The following is a 14539-nucleotide window of genomic DNA, read 5'->3' as shown; positions in this document are numbered from 1 at the left end:
CAGATCATGCCGAAGATGATTTTCATCGAGCGCGACGGCACGCGCCGCGAAGTCGAGGCGGCCCTGGGCCTCTCCGTGCTGGAGATTGCGCACCGCCATGGCGTGGATATCGAGGGGGCCTGCGAAGGCAGCCTCGCCTGCTCCACCTGCCATGTGATCGTGGATGGCGCTTGGTTCACGAAGCTTGTGAACCCCACCGAGGATGAGGAAGACATGCTCGACCTCGCTTTCGACCTGCAGGAGACCTCGCGGCTCGGCTGTCAGATCATCATGACCGAGGCGCTGGATGGCCTGGTCGTGAAGCTGCCCGCCGGCAGCCGCAATGCCGGCTGATCCGCTCGATTTCGGCGCGCCCGGCGGATTGTTCCGGCGGCTGCGCGAGGCCTCGGGCGCTGACTGGGTGGGCTATACGTGGCACCCCTTCGTGCGCCAGCTTTCCGCCGGCACGCTGCCGCTGGCCGCCTTCCAGCATTACCTGATCCAGGATTATTTGTTCCTGATCCACTTCGCCCGCGCCAAGGCGCTGGCGGTGGTCAAGGGCGAAAGCCTGAAGGCGATGCGCGACAAGGCGGCCGCCGTGCTTGCCATCCTGGATGAGACGCTCCTGCATTTGAAGTACTGCGCGGAATGGGGGCTTTCCGAGGCGCAGGTGACGCAGATCCCGGAGACGCTGGAAACGGTCAGCTATACCCGCTGGGTGCTGGATCGCGGGGTGGCCGGGGATATCCTCGACCTGGAAATCGCGCTTGTCCCCTGCACGGTGGGATATGGTGAAGTGGCGCGGCGCATCATGGCTGATCCGGGCCGGATGGTGACGGGAAACCCCTACCAGTCCTGGATCGAGAGCTATGCGGGTGAAGGCTACCAGGCCATGGCGGCTGCGGCGGCGCTGCGCATCGACGCACTGGGAATCAGCCACGGGGGGGAGGCGCGCTTTGCCACCCTGCTGCGAGATTTTTCCATGGCGGCGCGGCTGGAGCAGGGTTTTTGGCAGCAGGGGCTGAACGCTGCGCAAGTCGCGTTGCCCCGTGATTCCGATCGGGAAGTGCGGCTTCCCTCGGCCCGATGAAAATCCTCGTCGCCATGTCGGGCGGCGTGGACAGCAGCGTCGTCGCAGCCCTGCTGCATGAGCAAGGGCATGAGGTGATTGGGGCCACGCTCCAGCTTTATGATCATGGCGCGGCCGTTCAGAAGAAGGGCGCCTGCTGTGCGGGTCAGGACATCCATGATGCGCGCAACGTGGCCGAGCATCTGGGCATCCCGCATTACGTGCTGGACCGCGAGCAGCGCTTTAGGGAGGCGGTGATCCAGGATTTCGCCGATAGCTATGCCCGAGGCGAAACCCCGATCCCCTGCATTCGCTGCAACCAGACGGTCAAGTTCCACGACCTGACCGAACTCGCCAGCGATCTGGGTTGCGACATGCTGGCGACGGGCCACTACGCGCGCCGCCTGGACGGGCAGGACGGCGCCGAACTGCACCAGGCGGCCGACCCCGCGCGTGACCAGAGCTACTTCCTCGCCCACACGACCCGTGCGCAGCTGGCCCGGACGCAATTTCCGCTTGGCGGCTTTGCCAGCAAGGCTGAGGTGCGGGCGCATGCGGCCCGATTGGGCGTGGCCGTCGCGGACAAGCCCGATAGCCAGGATATCTGCTTCGTGCCCGCTGGCAGCTACGCCGACGTGGTGGGCAGATTCCGCCCCGAGGCGCTGGAGCCTGGCGAGATCGTGGATGAGTCCGGGAAAGTGCTGGGCCAGCATCGCGGGTTGGCACGCTACACTGTCGGGCAGGGTCGCGGGCTGGGACTTTCGCGACGCGAAGATGAGGAAGCGTTGTTCGTGGCCGCTCTCGATGCGCCAAGGCGGCGTGTTGTGGTGGCGCACCGTGCGGCGCTTGCCCAGGCGCGGATTCGCGTGGGCGACGTGAACTGGCTGACGGCGCCGATGTTCGGCGCATTTCGGTGCGAGGCAAAGCTGCGCGGGCGCGAAGCACCGGCGGCGATGACGGCGGAATGGGATGGCGTTGACTTGACGCTGGCGCCGGATGCCCCGTGCATCGCAGCACCTGGACAAGCAGCGGTGCTGTATCAGGCTGGTCGAGTGATTGCCGGCGGATTTATTCGCGGTGAGCCGCCCGAGCGCGCGGGCTAAGCAAATTCGTCTTGCCCCGGTCCGGGGCATTCCAGCTCCGTAGCGCATCGGCGGCGCTTGGGCGCTGCGCCTGCAATCGGCCCTTGGCGATTTGCCTTCGCAAAATCAGTTTGACGAGGGAAGAAGAATGTTTGTAGAACAAAATCCGAGTTTCTGATTTGTTCTCTGGAGGCGCTCACGGGCGCGTCCAGAAGCTTCCCAAGAAGGTTTCATGAAATGCTGACGCGCAAGCAGCTTGAGTTGCTAATGTTCATTCAGAGCCATCAGCAAGCCACCGGATTTTCTCCGTCGTTTGACGAAATGAAAGTCGCACTGTCTCTGAAGTCCAAATCCGGAATCCATCGCCTGATTTCAGGCCTTGAGGAGAGAGGGTTTATCAAGCGGCGTGCCCATCGAGCGCGCGCCCTCGAAATTGTACGTTCACCTCTCCAGTATTCTGATATCCTGAATAATTCTGGAAATAAAAAAGAATACAATTCATCTTACGTACAACTCGTTGGTGGAATTCCTAGGGAAGCGGAGATAAGTGCGACGATGATTCCGCTGCTTGGGCGTATCGCAGCAGGTTTACCAATTGAAGCAATTTCTGATCACGAAATGCTAACAGAGATTCCCTCCGATATGCTGATCGGTAAGGATTGTTACGCCCTTGAGGTAAGTGGCGAATCTATGCGCGATGCAGGCATCCTGGACGGTGACACGGTTGTTATCCGGCGCGGCGACTCTGCAGATAACGGAGATATTGTTGTCGCTCTCATTGATAAAACAGAAGTAACTCTAAAAAAATTCAGAAAAAAAGGTAATTCTATCGCTCTTGAACCAGCAAATAAAATGTTCGAGACACGAATTTTTGGGCCAGATCGCGTTGAAATACAAGGTAAACTAGTAGGTCTTCTCCGAAAGTACTAAATGGTAATTTTGATATTTTCTATAGGGCGATTGTCATAAAGAATTTTATTGATTGTGATTTCGAATTTTCCGATAGGTTCAGCACCAACCGTTTAGAGGATGGTGGCTAGGCCGTCCGCAGGACTGCGTCCGGGTAAAGCGGAAAACGCTTTCAGCACGTCAACAACGGGCAGGACATCCGCATATTTCACCGCCATGTCGTAGAGGCCGGCGAAATGTGGGCTCTCGTGCCGGTCCGCCACGCATTCCTCCGGAACGATCATGCGATGCCCGCATGAGAGGCCTTCCACCACCGTGGCACGCACGCAGCCTGACGTGGACCCGCCAGTCACGACCACGGTATCGACCCCGTGGAAGGTCAGCAGCGAGCGCAGATTCGTCTCGAAAAAGGCTGAGGCCATGCGCTTGCGGATCACAATGTCCGTCGATGCGATCACCAAGCGCGGATCAAGCTGCGCGCGCTCCGAACCCTCGTGGATATTCTGCAGACTATCTGGCGTGTTGGTGCGGGTGCCCCAGATCCCGCAATCCTCGCCACCCTCCAGATAGGCGACATAGGTCCAGATGACGGGAAAGCCCTTCTCCCGGCAGAGCGAGGCCAACGCGTTGATGTGCTCGCATTGCCGGGGGTCCGTCTCATAGGCCGTGGCTGGGAAGGCCGCGACATCGGTATAGGCGCGCTGCGGGTCCACATTGACCAGCGCCGCGCGCCGACCAAAGCCGAAGCGCGGCCGCTGCGGGCCGGCGCACAGGGCTGCGAATAATTGCCGCGCGGTGAGGTGGCTTTCGATCATCAGGTCGCCAGGAACTCGTTCCACTTCTCAGTATAGTATTCCAGGTTGGCCGGGCGTGTGTTCCACACATAGACATTCGCCGCGCGCTGCGCGAGCGAGCCTCCATCCCGCCCCTCTCCGCCATAGACCGAGCGCTGCAATTCGGGGCTGAGAAATTCGGGATAGGTATCCACCGAGGAAAAATAGCCGATCTCCGATTGCCGCGCGCCAGGAAAGCCCGAGGTCCAGTAGTTCAGCCATTCATAGGCCAGGTCCACATCGCGACAATTGGCCGAGATGCCATAGCCATTGCACCAGGCGCGATATCCTTCCTTGGCCACCGCATAGCGCATGGGAATCCCGCGCGAAGCGACCTCCACTGCCACCGGCCACCAGGCATCGGCGATCCAGACCTCCTCCGAGGCCATGAGGTTCACCAACTCGCCATAGGAGCGCCAGAGGGCGCGGAAATGCCCCTCGCGCTTCTTCTCCTTGAGGAAGCTGGTGACGGTATCCACCTCGGCATTGGTGAGGCCCGTGGGGTCGGTGGTGGCGGGCAGCAGGCCCAGCGCCTTCATGCCCAGCGCCGCATCCAGCATGCCCAGCCAGTCAATGCCGTAGAGCGCCGCGCGGCCCCGCCAGCGCGGATTGAACAATTCCCCCCAGGAGAGGGTGTTGTTCTCGGCCGGCACATGGCGTGCGTTGTAGCCGATGGAATCCATCTGGAAGAACGCGGGCAGGAACGTGATCTGCGAGCGTTCGGGATTGAGATACATGGTCCGCCCTGGATTGGCGCCGAGGCCGAGCGGCGAATCGGGCGTGGCTCGCCCCTCGCGCATCAGCGGATGCAGCCGGTTCCAGTTGGGGATGCGGGAGACGTCAATCGGCCGCAGCAGGCGCTCGCTATTGGCATAGGCGGCGAAGGGGCTGTCGGTCGTCACGCAATCCACCTGGGCGGTGCGGATGCGGTCCACCCGCGCCTGGGTGGAGGGGTTGATCCACGGCCGCGGCGTGGCGCCCGTGCGGCGCTGGAACTCGCGCAGGATGGGCTCGCGCATGTCATAGCTGGCGCCCGAAAGGCTGAGCGTCCGGCTTTGCGCGGCGGCGGGATTGAACAGGGCGGGCGCAGCCAGGCCTGCCCCCAGCATCAGGCGGCGGGGTATGGTCATCTCATGTCCCTTTCGTGGTGAGGCGCTGCGTACGGCGCAGGAGAGCAAGCCCCGCCACGCAGCCCAGAATGGCCAGCAGCGAGGTGAGGGTGGTGGCCGTGCCGATGGCGTAGAGCTCCGGCGTCAATTGCCGGTCCAGCTGCGCCATGACGGCCAGCGGCAGTGTCATATCCGCGCCTGTCGTGAACATGCTGCGCGGGAATTCGTCATAGGAGAGCGAAAAGCCGAACAGCGCGGCACCCAGCACGCCCGGCAGCACGATGGGCAGGGTGATTCGCCTGAAGGTGATGATGCGCGTGGCGCCCAGCGTCAGCGCCGCCTCCTCCAGCCGGCTGTCGAAGCGGTTGAAGATGGCGAGCATGGTCATGAAGCCGAAGGGCAGCGTCCAGGTGACATGGACGATGAAGCCGGTGGTGTTCCAGGCTGGCTCGATCTCCAGGATGCGCGCCAGCAGTGCGAAGCCGAAGCCGACCAGCAGGCCAGGCGCCATGATGCCGAGCAGCAGCAGGTAGAAGAAAGCATTGTGCCCGCGGAACCGCCCGCGCATCGCCTGCGCCGCCATCACGGCGAGGATGCAGGTGGTGAGCGAACAGGCCGCCGCCAGCATCACCGAGCGCAGCAGCGGCGGCTTGAAATCGCTCATGATCGAAGCGTCCCACAGCTCCCGATACCAATGCAGCGAGACGCCGTTCATCGGGAATGTGGTGCCGCCCGTCGGCCCGCTGAAGGAGAGCAGCGCGAGCGTAAACACCGGCAGCCATTGATAGAGCAGGAAGCCGATGGTCAGCGCCCCCAGCAGCCAGCCCGTGACGCGGGAGCGAGTCTTCCACCCGATGCTCAGCGCCCCCATTCTTAACGCCCCAGCCGGCGGATATCGGCGACGCGCATGGCCAGCCCCACGCCGACCAGCATGCACAGCATGAGCACCACGGCGACAACGGCCGCCCCCCGCAACTGCGCGCCCTCGTAGAAATTCATCACGAGGTTGGGCAGCAGCGCGATCTTGTTGCCGCCGATCCATTGTACCGTCGCAAAATCGGCCATGACGCTGAGGAAAACCAGCACCTGGCCAATCACCACGCCGGGCAGCGTCAGCGGAAAGATGATGCGCCAGAACACCACGCCGGGCGGGGCTTTCAGCGTCATCGCCGCCTCGCGCAGCGCCATCGGGATTTGCGACAGCATGTAGACCACCGGCCCGCTCGCCATCAGCGTGTAGAGCGAGACCTGAGCCATGGAGATGCCTGTGCGGGAAAACAGGAACACCTCGATCGGGCGATCAATCACGCCGAGCCCCATCAGTCCCTGGTTGATCACGCCATTGACGCCAAGGAAGGGAATCCAGGCGATGGCGCGGATCAGGGCGCTGGTCCAGAAGGGGATGATGAAGGCCAGAAACAGTGCCGTCCGCCAGCGGGCGCTCTTCAGCTTTACCACCAGGAAATAGGCGATGCAGTAGCCAAGCACTCCGGTGATCGCCATCAGCATCGCCGCATGGCGCAGGGTGGTGGCGATCAGGTTCAGATAGGTCGGGTTGCTGAAGAAGCGGATGTAATTCTCGAAGGTCAGCGGGCTCGCCGTGGAAAAGCCCCGCCCGCCCCAGAGCGATACCCAGACGATCAGCAGCGCGGGCATCACCACCGCGCCGAACATCCAGAGCCCGGCCGGCACCGCGAGCCAATAGGCCGCCGCTGATCCGGGCCGGATGCTGCTCATGCCGGCGCGCCCTCATGCAGCACGCCCGCTTCCAGCGGCCAGCCAACCTCACAGGGAGCATCAGCGGCGATGAAGGCGGGCTCCGCACCGAACTGGTCAAGCTTCATCACCTCGCCATCCGGGCGTCCCAGGATATAGCGGCGCACTGAGCCGAAATATTCCACCGCGCGGCATTCGGTGATGACGCGGTTGGGCCATTCGCCGGGGGGGCCAGGGCGCAGCCTTTCGGCCCGGACGGAGAAGGAGGCAGCGCTGCCCAGCGCGGGCGCGGCGCCCAGCGCTGGAAGCAGGAAGTTGCCGGATGGCGTCGCCACCCGGACCGCATCGCCCTCGATGCCGGTGACCTTGCCACGGAACACGTTGTTCCCCTGCACGAACCCGGCGACGAAGGGCGTGCGCGGGCGCTGCAAAATCTCCTCCGGCGGGCCTTGCTGCTCGATCCGCGCCTGGTTCATCACCACCACATGGTCGCCCAGCGAGAAGGCCTCATTCTGGTCATGCGTGACCCAGATGAAGGAAATGCCGGAGCGCCGTTGCAGCGCCTTAAGCTCGATCATCACCGTCTCGCGCAGGCTGTAATCCAGCGCGCCGATCGGCTCATCCAGCAGCAGCAGCCGGGGCTCGGTGATCATGGCGCGGGCAAGCGCCACGCGCTGGCGCTGGCCGCCCGAGAGGCTGGCAGGCTTGCGCTCGGCGAAGGCAGTGATCTCGAAGGCGGCCAGCACCTCGGCCACGCGGCGGGCGATGACATCCTTGGGGCGCTTCTGCATCTCCAGCCCGAAACCGACCTGCTTGGCCACGGTCATGTGCGGAAACAGCGCGTAATCCTGGAACATCATGGCGATGTCCCGCTCCCAGGGTGGATCCTGCGTGACCTCGCGCCCGCCGATCAGGATATCGCCCGCATCGGGCTCCTCCAGGCCCGCGATGCAGCGCAACGTCGTCGTCTTGCCGCAGCCGGAGGGGCCGAGCAGGCAGACGAATTGCCCCTTGCCCACCTTCAGCGAGACGCCATCCACCGCGACGAAGCCGCCGTAGCGCTTGCGCAACCCGCGCAGCTCCAGATCAAGCTGTGTGGTCATGGCGCCATCCGGCACGCCGCTCAGGCCGCTTGCGCGATGTGCTGGCGGGATTGCATCAGTGGCTGGATGCGCGTGCCGAATTGCTCCATGCCGATGAGGTAGTCATCGAAGGTGAGCATCACGCCCTGCAAGCCCGGGATGGCCGCCAACTCATCCATCTGCCGCGCGACCGTGGCGTAGGAGCCGATGAAGCGAAGCATGGTCGTGGGTTCGCGCAGTGAGCGCACCATGCGGCCGACCGTGGAATGGGCCTCCGCCTTCACATCCGCCGCCGCCTGGCCATCCCGCCAGGCGAGGGCTTCGAGGTCTGTGCCGGCGACGTAGTGTTCCCACTTGGCCATCGCCGCCTCGTCGGTTTCGTCGGCGATGATCATCATCAGCAGCACGGCGCCACAGGCGCGGCCAGAGGCGGCAGTGGCTGCCATAAGGCGCTCGGTATGCGGCCGCACCTGCGATACGTCATTCACCCCGCCAGCGCTGATGAAGTTGTAATCGGCGTATTCGGCGGCGAATTGCATGCCGCGGCCGGATTGCCCGGCGGCGATGACCTGCAAATCCCCTGCAGGCTTCGGGCTGACGCGGCAATCGCTCATCTGGAAGAAATCGCCCTTGAAGTCGGAGCGGCCGCTGGACCAGAGGTCCTTCATCACCTGGACGTATTCACCGCAGTAATCGTAGCGGCGGGCGAAATGCACCTCACCGGGCCAGATGCCCATTTGCTCATACTCGGCCTTCTGCCAGCCGGAGACGATGTTCACCCCGAAGCGGCCCGGCGCGATGGCGTCAATCGTCACCGCCATGCGCGCCAGCACGGCCGGTGGGATGGTGAGCACGGCGACGGACGCAAAGAGCTTGATGCGCCGCGTGATGGAGGCGAGGCCCGCCATCAGCGTGAAGCTTTCGAGGTTGTGATCCCAATACTCGCTGGGGCCGCCAAAGCCGCGCAACTTGATCATGGAGAGGGCGAAATCGAAGCCGTACTGCTCCGCCTTGAGCGTCACCTCGCGGTTCAATTCGAAGGTCGGCATGTATTGCGGCGAGGTGGTCGAGATCAGCCAGCCATTGTTTCCGATGGGAAGAAAGACGCCGATATCCATCCAAACCGCTCCTGAGGCCGCGAAGTCAAGTTTGTGCGGCACAACCAGGACGAGCAACCCAAAAGCGCTTGCGTATGCGTGAAAATCAAGCAAACAGAGGCTGCACCAGAGAATAACGCAGAAAATATACTCAGAAAGCCCATAAAATGAGCGATTCCAGCAATTCTTCCATTCGTAAGATGGGTTGGCGCGGTATGCGTGGCGCCGTTGCCTGACGTGCCCGCCGCTTCCAGTTCACCTGATGTCTGTGGTGGTGCTTCGGCAGCGCTCATAACCCGTGCGATGGCGCCGACCAGGCCGAGCTGAGCGCATCCAGGCTGATTGCACCAAGTGTTTGGTCCCGGACGCGCCTATGGCGCCGCTACGGGCTGCCAGGCCAAGCCTTGCCGGATTTCGCCCAGCTTCTTCGTGCACGGTTCAGCGCCCATGTCGCGCCTTCTCCGCGCCCGAGCAGGCCTGTCGCAGGAGCCATCGGCGCCGCTCCCCTGATTGACCCTTGGCAGTCAGGCCCATAGCGTCACCCTGAAGTTTCGCCGAGGGGGAATGCACAGAAATGCTCACGCGGCGCGATTTCGATGCGGCAGCTCAGGGCGCCCTGGATGGCTTGCGCGTGGTGGATCTCTCGCGCCTCGTCGCCGGAAACATGCTCACCAAGATGCTCAGCGACCAGGGTGCCGAGGTCATCAAGGTGGAGCCACCGGCCGGGGACTCGCTGCGCGCCTGGAAAGTCGGCGGCGTGGAGACCTCCTGGAAAACCTGGTGCCGCAACAAGCGCAGCATCTGCCTCGATCTTCGCCAGGGGGACGCCATCGCCGTGGTGAAGCGCCTGGTGGAAACAGCGGCCGTCTTTGTCGAGAGCTTCCGCCCCGGGGTGCTGGAGGAGATGGGACTCTCCCCCGAGGCGTTGCATGCGACCAACCCGCGCCTCGTCATCGTGCGCGTCTCGGGCTGGGGGCAGACCGGGCCCTTCGCGCACAAGCCGGGCTTCGGCACGCTGGTGGAGGGTTATTCAGGTTTCGCCGCCATCAATGGCTATGCGGACCGTCCGCCCGTACTGCCGCCCATGTTCATGGCCGATGCCTATGCCGGGCTGATGGGCGCGGCTTCCACCCTGATTGCCCTGCGTCATGCGGAGCGCACGGGCCAGGGCCAGGTGGTGGATCTCTCATTGTTCGAGCCGATCTTCTCGGTGCTGGAGCCGCAGATGGCAAATTACCGAATTTCGGGAAAAGTGAAGCCGCGCACCGGCAGCCGCAGCACCAATACCGCACCGCGCAATGCCTACCAGACCAAGGATGGCGGCTGGGTCGGCTTGTCCAGTTCCACGCAGGCGATCTTCGTGAAACTGATGAAAAGCATCGGCCGGCCGGAGCTGGTCGAGGACCCTCGCTTCCGCACCAATTCCGACCGTATACGCCATATCGAGGAGATTGATGGCGTGGTCCGTGACGCCGTGGCGCAGCTGGATATGGCCGAGGCGTTGGCGCAATTCGACCGCGATGGCGTGACGATCGGCCCGATCATGGATGTCGCGGGGTTGGAGGCGGATCACTATGTCGCCGGCCGCGAAGCGCTGATCGAAGTGCCCGATGCGGAAATGCCGGGAGGCTGGCTGCCCATGCATGGCGAGGTGCCTCGGCTTTCCGCCACCCCCGGCATCCTGCGCAACCCGGCACCCAGGCTGGGCCAGGACAATGACGCGCTGCTCGGCCCGTTGCTGGGCAAGGCGGAACTTGCCCGGCTGCGCGCGGCGGGCATCGTGCTTGATCAGGAGAAGCGGGCATGACCCGAATTTGGCGTTCCATGCTTTACGTCCCGGCCAATGTCCTGCGCTTTGTGGAGAAATCCGCGACCTCCGGCGCCGATGCCATCCTGCTCGATCTGGAGGACAGCATCCCGCATGAGCGCAAGAGTGAGGCGCGGGCCGCGCTCGCCACCGCCATCCCGATCGCGCGCGCCGGCGGCGCGGATGTGCTCGTGCGGGTCAACCGCCCGCTGCGCCTCGCTGTGGGTGATATCGAGGCCGCAGTCGCCGCCGGCGCCGATGGTATCCTGCTCACGAAGGTGCTGGGGCCCGATCACGTCCAGCTTGCGGCCGAGTTGCTGACCGGGGCGATGCGCATCATCCCCATGGTGGAGACGGCGGCTGCACTGCGCGCCCTGCACGAGATCGCCCGCGCCTCGCCGCGCGTCGCAGGGCTGCTGATCGGCGCCGAGGACCTGGCCGCTGAATGTGGTGCCGCGGCGGATGATGAGATCATCGCCATGGCCAAGCGGCAGATGGTGCTGGCGGCCGTGGCGGCCGGCGTTGCACCGCTCGGCACGCTCGGCACCGTGGCGGATTATCGCGATGCGGAGAAAATCCGCGCCCTTGTCACCCGGTCCAAACGCGCGGGGATGGTCGGGGCAAGCTGCATTCACCCCTCGCTGGTGGCCATTCTCAATGAGGGCTTCTCGCCCAGCGCGGCGGAGCTGGATCTGGCCCGCCGGCAGATCGCGGCGGGTGAGGATGCGGCGCGTGAGGGACGCGGCTCCTTTGTGGTGGATGGGATGATGGTGGATGAACCCATCCTGATCCGCGCGAGGCGCATTCTGGCGCAGGCGGGCTAGGCCAGAGGCAGGCGGCGGCGATGCACCCTATTTGCGCGTGAGCGTGACGACGTAGCGGCACCAGTCCGTGCCGCAGGGGTTGTTAAATTCGCAGTCGCGGGGCGTGGCCAGATCATAGGCCAGGACGTCGCCGGGGTGGAGTTCGGTTTCCTGTGTTCCTTCCCGGATGAGCAGCCGCCCCGCCAGCACCCAGACCACCTGGCCGCGCAGGAAACGGTAGGAGGCGGCCGGGTACGCGATATGGGCGCCAGGCGGCAACTCCACCTCCACCAACTCCGGCTCCGTGCCGGATGGCGAGAGGGCGCGGCGCCGATAGCCTGTTTCCGGATCGGTCCAGCGTTCCTGGGTTGCGGCACGGGTCACGCGGCTGCCCCCGGCATCCGCCTCGGCGCGGGCGAGCAAGGCCGAGATGGTGAGGCCCAACGCCCCTGAAAGCCGGCCCAGAAGTGCTGCCGTGGGACTCGCTTCGGCGCGCTCGATCTTGCTGATCATGGCGCGAGAGACGCCGGATTCAGTGGCCAGCGCGGCGATAGACCAGCCGCGCGCTTCGCGCTCACGCCGGATCCGTTGCGCCAGAAGATGATCCAGGGATAACATCATATTGGACATATCGCCACTTTAGTGGAAAATTCAGCCATGACCGCAACAGGGCATAATGGCGGGCCGCCGCTGGAAGACGAGGGCACAGCCTGGCGCAGCTGGGTCTGGAAGCGGGCTCACAAGAAAGCCTGGAAAACGCCGCCACGCGAAGTGGCGCTGCGCCGGCTCGCGCGGGCCGAAGAGCTGGGGATCACCTACAAGGAATACACGCTCGAGATCCTCGAGCGTGGCAAGTATCGTTGAGGGAGCGGGCGCTTCATCTCACTGGCCGCTCACGCGGCATGCGCGGCTGCACACGCTGGTAGCCCTCAGGCACGGCAAAGCGTGCCGGGTCCTGGGCCTCATATCTAATATGCGTTGCTTCCAATCCGCCGGTGATCCCGGCGGGTCCGCCCGCGGTGACCTGGCTGCGCAGCATGATCCCATCGGCGCTGAGGCAAATGCGCCCTTCCTGGCCGCTGCCTTCATAGCGCCAATCCGTGCAGGCCGTACCGGCGATGCGCTGCGTTCCCTCCTGGGTGAAGCGCGCCCCGGCCGGCGGCCCGAGCTGGCCCTGCAGCACGCGCGGCGGCATCTCCATGATCCGCTTGGCTTCCTCGATGACGATGAAGCCGGTCCCAGCACGGTGATCGGCAACGGACCAGCCGACGCCCGGGACATCCGCCCTCAGCTTCGCCGCGGCGGCGAGCCACGCCATGTCCAGCGTCGTGGTGGCCTCACTGCTGACGATCCGATAGGTCACCACGACATCCCGCGTTGGGATCAGGCTTGGTCCAGTCTGGGCGCTGATGGAGGGTGCCGCCAGAAGGCCAAGCCCGGTGGCGAGCACTATGAGCAGGTTCGTGGCATGGTTCTGGAGCATTGTGCGGGAAGCTTATGCTGGCCAGGGATGTTGCGCCACATTTGGCTCGGCCAAGCCCCGCATGGAAACGCAGCTAGCCGGATTCTGCCGACTAGCGTGGAACTGGGGGGCGCTGCCCCCCAAGCCGATCAGATATAATGCTCTTCCAGCGGATCGAAGCCATTGAACTTCTGGCTGGCATAGGTCGTCACATAGGCGCCAGTCGCCAGAAGCTCCACGCGGTCACCGGCCGTCAGCGCCATGGGCAGCCGGTAGTTGCTCTTTTCGTAGAGCGTGTCCGTGCTGTCGCAGGTGGGGCCAGCGATGGTGACCGGGCCCTCGGGGCCGCCATCATGCAGGGTCTGGAAGGCGTATTTGATGGACTCGCCCTCCGTCTCCGCCAGCCCGCCGAAGCGACCGATGTCGAGATAGACCCAGCGGACCGGATCATTCTCGGCCTTGCGGCTCACCAGCACGACCTCGGACGAGATCACGCCCGCATCGGCCACCAGGAAGCGGCCGGGCTCGATCACGATCTCGGGGATCGCATTGCCGAAATGCTCGACCATGGCGCCCATGATGGCGGAGCCGAAATCGTCGATCTCGGGCACTTCCGCCTTGTAGCGCACCGGATATCCGCCGCCGAGATTGACCATGCGCACCTTCACGCCCGCCTCGACCAGGTCGGTGAAGAGCATGGCGACCTTCGCGATCGCCGCCTCATAGGCCGCGGTCTTGGTCTGCTGACTGCCGACATGGAAAGACAAGCCAAAAGCGTCGAGACCCATCTGGGTGGCCTTGACCATCAAGGCCTTTGCCATCTCGACCTCACAGCCGAATTTCCGGCTGAGCGGCCATTCCGCGCCGTCATTGCCGACCAGGATGCGGCAATAGACGCGGCTACCCGGCGCAGAGCGCGCAAGCTTCTCGAGCTCCATCTCGCTGTCGAACGCGAACATGCGCACGCCGGCAGCGTAGGCCGCGGCGATATCGCGCTCCCGCTTGATGGTGTTGCCATAGGAGATGGCGGCCGGCTCCGCGCCAGCAGCCAAGCACATCGAGACCTCCTGGAAGGAAGCCGCGTCGAAATAGGAGCCTAGACCCACCAGCCGATCCAGGATCGGCGCGGCCGGATTGGCCTTCACGGCGTAGTAGATGCGTGCGAGCGGCATGGCTTGCCGCAGCCGGCCGAAATTGGCGGCAACCCGATCCACATCCAGCACGAGGCACGGCGTGGGCGGCTGGTTGGCAGCAAGGTAGCGAGCGACCTTCGGGGTCATCGCGCGGTACTCCACATAAATGTGGAACCAACCCCATTCAGGGGTGGCCCCAGATTGACGAAACGGTCGAACGAACCAGCGACCAGAAGAAGACCGCGAATCTCTTCGCGGGGTTGCCAGAACGCTTGACGTCGTTGCGTAAACCTTGCGCCGCGGTGGCAAGCCTTATTGAGGGGCTCAGCTCCGTGGGCCTGGGGCCAGAGGCACGTGCGTACTGCGTCTTGTGGTGGGGGTGTAGGCGCTGCTTCGCGGCGATGCAAGCGAGTTTCGTAGGCTAAGCGAAGTTTTTTCGCGTGTCCCCCCCGGGGGCG

General features: G+C 64.2%; 16 protein-coding genes. 7 read left to right on the top strand and 9 right to left on the bottom strand.

Annotation, left to right across the window (positions count from 1 at the left end):
- Positions 1-6: 6 nt before the first annotated feature.
- The 4 genes from LHU95_RS22010 (at position 7) to lexA (ending at position 3060) form a co-directional block, all read left to right on the top strand.
- On the top strand, positions 7-333 hold the full coding sequence (locus LHU95_RS22010) for a ferredoxin family 2Fe-2S iron-sulfur cluster binding protein (protein ID WP_248709095.1): 327 nt from the start codon (positions 7-9) through the stop codon (positions 331-333).
- A complete protein-coding gene (locus LHU95_RS22005) occupies positions 323-1069 on the top strand; it encodes a TenA family protein (protein ID WP_248709094.1) in 747 nt (248 codons plus the stop codon). Before LHU95_RS22010 ends, LHU95_RS22005 begins: the two co-directional genes overlap by 11 nt.
- Positions 1066-2151 (top strand): tRNA 2-thiouridine(34) synthase MnmA, encoded by a 1086-nt coding sequence (gene mnmA, locus LHU95_RS22000; protein WP_248709093.1) that lies wholly within the window; start codon positions 1066-1068, stop codon positions 2149-2151. Before LHU95_RS22005 ends, mnmA begins: the two co-directional genes overlap by 4 nt.
- Before the next feature lie 216 nt (positions 2152-2367).
- Positions 2368-3060 carry a transcriptional repressor LexA gene (gene lexA / locus LHU95_RS21995; RefSeq protein WP_248709092.1) on the top strand — a complete coding sequence of 231 codons (693 nt, stop codon included), beginning with the start codon at positions 2368-2370 and terminating at the stop codon, positions 3058-3060.
- 92 nt (positions 3061-3152) lie between these two features.
- On the opposite strand, the gene LHU95_RS21990 is transcribed toward lexA, so the two are convergent.
- Genes LHU95_RS21990 through rutA form a run of 6 tightly spaced genes read right to left on the bottom strand, consistent with a single transcriptional unit; the run spans position 3153 to position 8897 of the window.
- Complete coding sequence (locus LHU95_RS21990; RefSeq protein ID WP_248709091.1) at positions 3153-3854, bottom strand: isochorismatase family protein; 702 nt, start codon at positions 3852-3854, stop codon at positions 3153-3155.
- Complete coding sequence (locus LHU95_RS21985; RefSeq protein ID WP_248709090.1) at positions 3854-5002, bottom strand: extracellular solute-binding protein; 1149 nt, start codon at positions 5000-5002, stop codon at positions 3854-3856. The genes LHU95_RS21990 and LHU95_RS21985 overlap by 1 nt, the downstream gene beginning before the upstream one ends.
- A 1-nt stretch (position 5003) precedes the next feature.
- Positions 5004-5852, bottom strand: coding sequence for an ABC transporter permease (locus LHU95_RS21980; protein WP_248709089.1), 849 nt, complete (start codon positions 5850-5852; stop codon positions 5004-5006).
- A 2-nt stretch (positions 5853-5854) separates the two neighbouring features.
- A complete protein-coding gene (locus LHU95_RS21975) occupies positions 5855-6718 on the bottom strand; it encodes an ABC transporter permease (protein WP_248709088.1) in 864 nt (287 codons plus the stop codon).
- Positions 6715-7800, bottom strand: a complete 1086-nt coding sequence (locus LHU95_RS21970) for an ABC transporter ATP-binding protein (protein ID WP_248709087.1) — start codon at positions 7798-7800, stop codon at positions 6715-6717. Before LHU95_RS21970 ends, LHU95_RS21975 begins: the two co-directional genes overlap by 4 nt.
- A gap of 20 nt (positions 7801-7820) precedes the next feature.
- Positions 7821-8897 carry a pyrimidine utilization protein A gene (rutA, locus tag LHU95_RS21965; protein WP_248709086.1) on the bottom strand — a complete coding sequence of 359 codons (1077 nt, stop codon included), beginning with the start codon at positions 8895-8897 and terminating at the stop codon, positions 7821-7823.
- Between the two features lie 553 nt (positions 8898-9450).
- Here rutA and LHU95_RS21960 point away from each other — a divergent pair.
- Both LHU95_RS21960 and LHU95_RS21955 read left to right on the top strand, forming a co-directional pair.
- Positions 9451-10683: a CoA transferase gene (locus tag LHU95_RS21960; protein WP_248709085.1), complete on the top strand. Its 1233-nt coding sequence runs from the start codon at positions 9451-9453 to the stop codon at positions 10681-10683.
- On the top strand, positions 10680-11507 hold the full coding sequence (locus LHU95_RS21955) for a CoA ester lyase (RefSeq protein WP_248709084.1): 828 nt from the start codon (positions 10680-10682) through the stop codon (positions 11505-11507). Before LHU95_RS21960 ends, LHU95_RS21955 begins: the two co-directional genes overlap by 4 nt.
- Positions 11508-11534: 27 nt before the next feature.
- On the opposite strand, the gene LHU95_RS21950 is transcribed toward LHU95_RS21955, so the two are convergent.
- On the bottom strand, positions 11535-12107 hold the full coding sequence (locus tag LHU95_RS21950) for an XRE family transcriptional regulator (RefSeq protein WP_248709083.1): 573 nt from the start codon (positions 12105-12107) through the stop codon (positions 11535-11537).
- A 36-nt stretch (positions 12108-12143) separates the two neighbouring features.
- On the opposite strand from LHU95_RS21950, the gene LHU95_RS21945 reads away from it, so the two are divergent.
- A complete protein-coding gene (locus LHU95_RS21945) occupies positions 12144-12350 on the top strand; it encodes a hypothetical protein (protein ID WP_248709082.1) in 207 nt (68 codons plus the stop codon).
- A gap of 13 nt (positions 12351-12363) precedes the next feature.
- Here the strand turns inward: LHU95_RS21945 and LHU95_RS21940 are convergent, their stop codons facing one another.
- Both LHU95_RS21940 and LHU95_RS21935 read right to left on the bottom strand, forming a co-directional pair.
- On the bottom strand, positions 12364-12969 hold the full coding sequence (locus tag LHU95_RS21940) for a hypothetical protein (protein WP_248709081.1): 606 nt from the start codon (positions 12967-12969) through the stop codon (positions 12364-12366).
- Between the two features lie 128 nt (positions 12970-13097).
- The gene (locus LHU95_RS21935; protein ID WP_248709080.1) at positions 13098-14228 is read right to left on the bottom strand and encodes a type III PLP-dependent enzyme; all 1131 of its coding nucleotides are present in this window, start codon (positions 14226-14228) and stop codon (positions 13098-13100) included.
- Positions 14229-14539: the final 311 nt, after the last annotated feature.

It is taken from the genome of Sediminicoccus sp. KRV36, from assembly GCF_023243115.1.
Taxonomy (GTDB): domain Bacteria; phylum Pseudomonadota; class Alphaproteobacteria; order Acetobacterales; family Acetobacteraceae; genus Roseococcus.
The sequence above is the reverse complement of the archived record's forward strand: the minus strand, read 5'-3'. Positions and strand labels throughout refer to the sequence as shown.

Coding starts and splice junctions, on each gene's coding strand:
- LHU95_RS21940 (WP_248709081.1), bottom strand. CDS start 12,969: ATGCTCCAGAACCATGCCACGAACCTGCTCATAGTGCTCGCCACCGGG.
- LHU95_RS22010 (WP_248709095.1), top strand. CDS start 7: ATGCCGAAGATGATTTTCATCGAGCGCGACGGCACGCGCCGCGAAGTC.
- mnmA (WP_248709093.1), top strand. CDS start 1,066: ATGAAAATCCTCGTCGCCATGTCGGGCGGCGTGGACAGCAGCGTCGTC.
- LHU95_RS21945 (WP_248709082.1), top strand. CDS start 12,144: ATGACCGCAACAGGGCATAATGGCGGGCCGCCGCTGGAAGACGAGGGC.
- LHU95_RS21990 (WP_248709091.1), bottom strand. CDS start 3,854: ATGATCGAAAGCCACCTCACCGCGCGGCAATTATTCGCAGCCCTGTGC.
- LHU95_RS21960 (WP_248709085.1), top strand. CDS start 9,451: ATGCTCACGCGGCGCGATTTCGATGCGGCAGCTCAGGGCGCCCTGGAT.
- LHU95_RS21955 (WP_248709084.1), top strand. CDS start 10,680: ATGACCCGAATTTGGCGTTCCATGCTTTACGTCCCGGCCAATGTCCTG.
- LHU95_RS21970 (WP_248709087.1), bottom strand. CDS start 7,800: ATGACCACACAGCTTGATCTGGAGCTGCGCGGGTTGCGCAAGCGCTAC.
- LHU95_RS22005 (WP_248709094.1), top strand. CDS start 323: ATGCCGGCTGATCCGCTCGATTTCGGCGCGCCCGGCGGATTGTTCCGG.
- rutA (WP_248709086.1), bottom strand. CDS start 8,897: ATGGATATCGGCGTCTTTCTTCCCATCGGAAACAATGGCTGGCTGATC.
- lexA (WP_248709092.1), top strand. CDS start 2,368: ATGCTGACGCGCAAGCAGCTTGAGTTGCTAATGTTCATTCAGAGCCAT.
- LHU95_RS21935 (WP_248709080.1), bottom strand. CDS start 14,228: ATGACCCCGAAGGTCGCTCGCTACCTTGCTGCCAACCAGCCGCCCACG.
- LHU95_RS21985 (WP_248709090.1), bottom strand. CDS start 5,002: ATGACCATACCCCGCCGCCTGATGCTGGGGGCAGGCCTGGCTGCGCCC.
- LHU95_RS21980 (WP_248709089.1), bottom strand. CDS start 5,852: ATGGGGGCGCTGAGCATCGGGTGGAAGACTCGCTCCCGCGTCACGGGC.
- LHU95_RS21950 (WP_248709083.1), bottom strand. CDS start 12,107: ATGATGTTATCCCTGGATCATCTTCTGGCGCAACGGATCCGGCGTGAG.
- LHU95_RS21975 (WP_248709088.1), bottom strand. CDS start 6,718: ATGAGCAGCATCCGGCCCGGATCAGCGGCGGCCTATTGGCTCGCGGTG.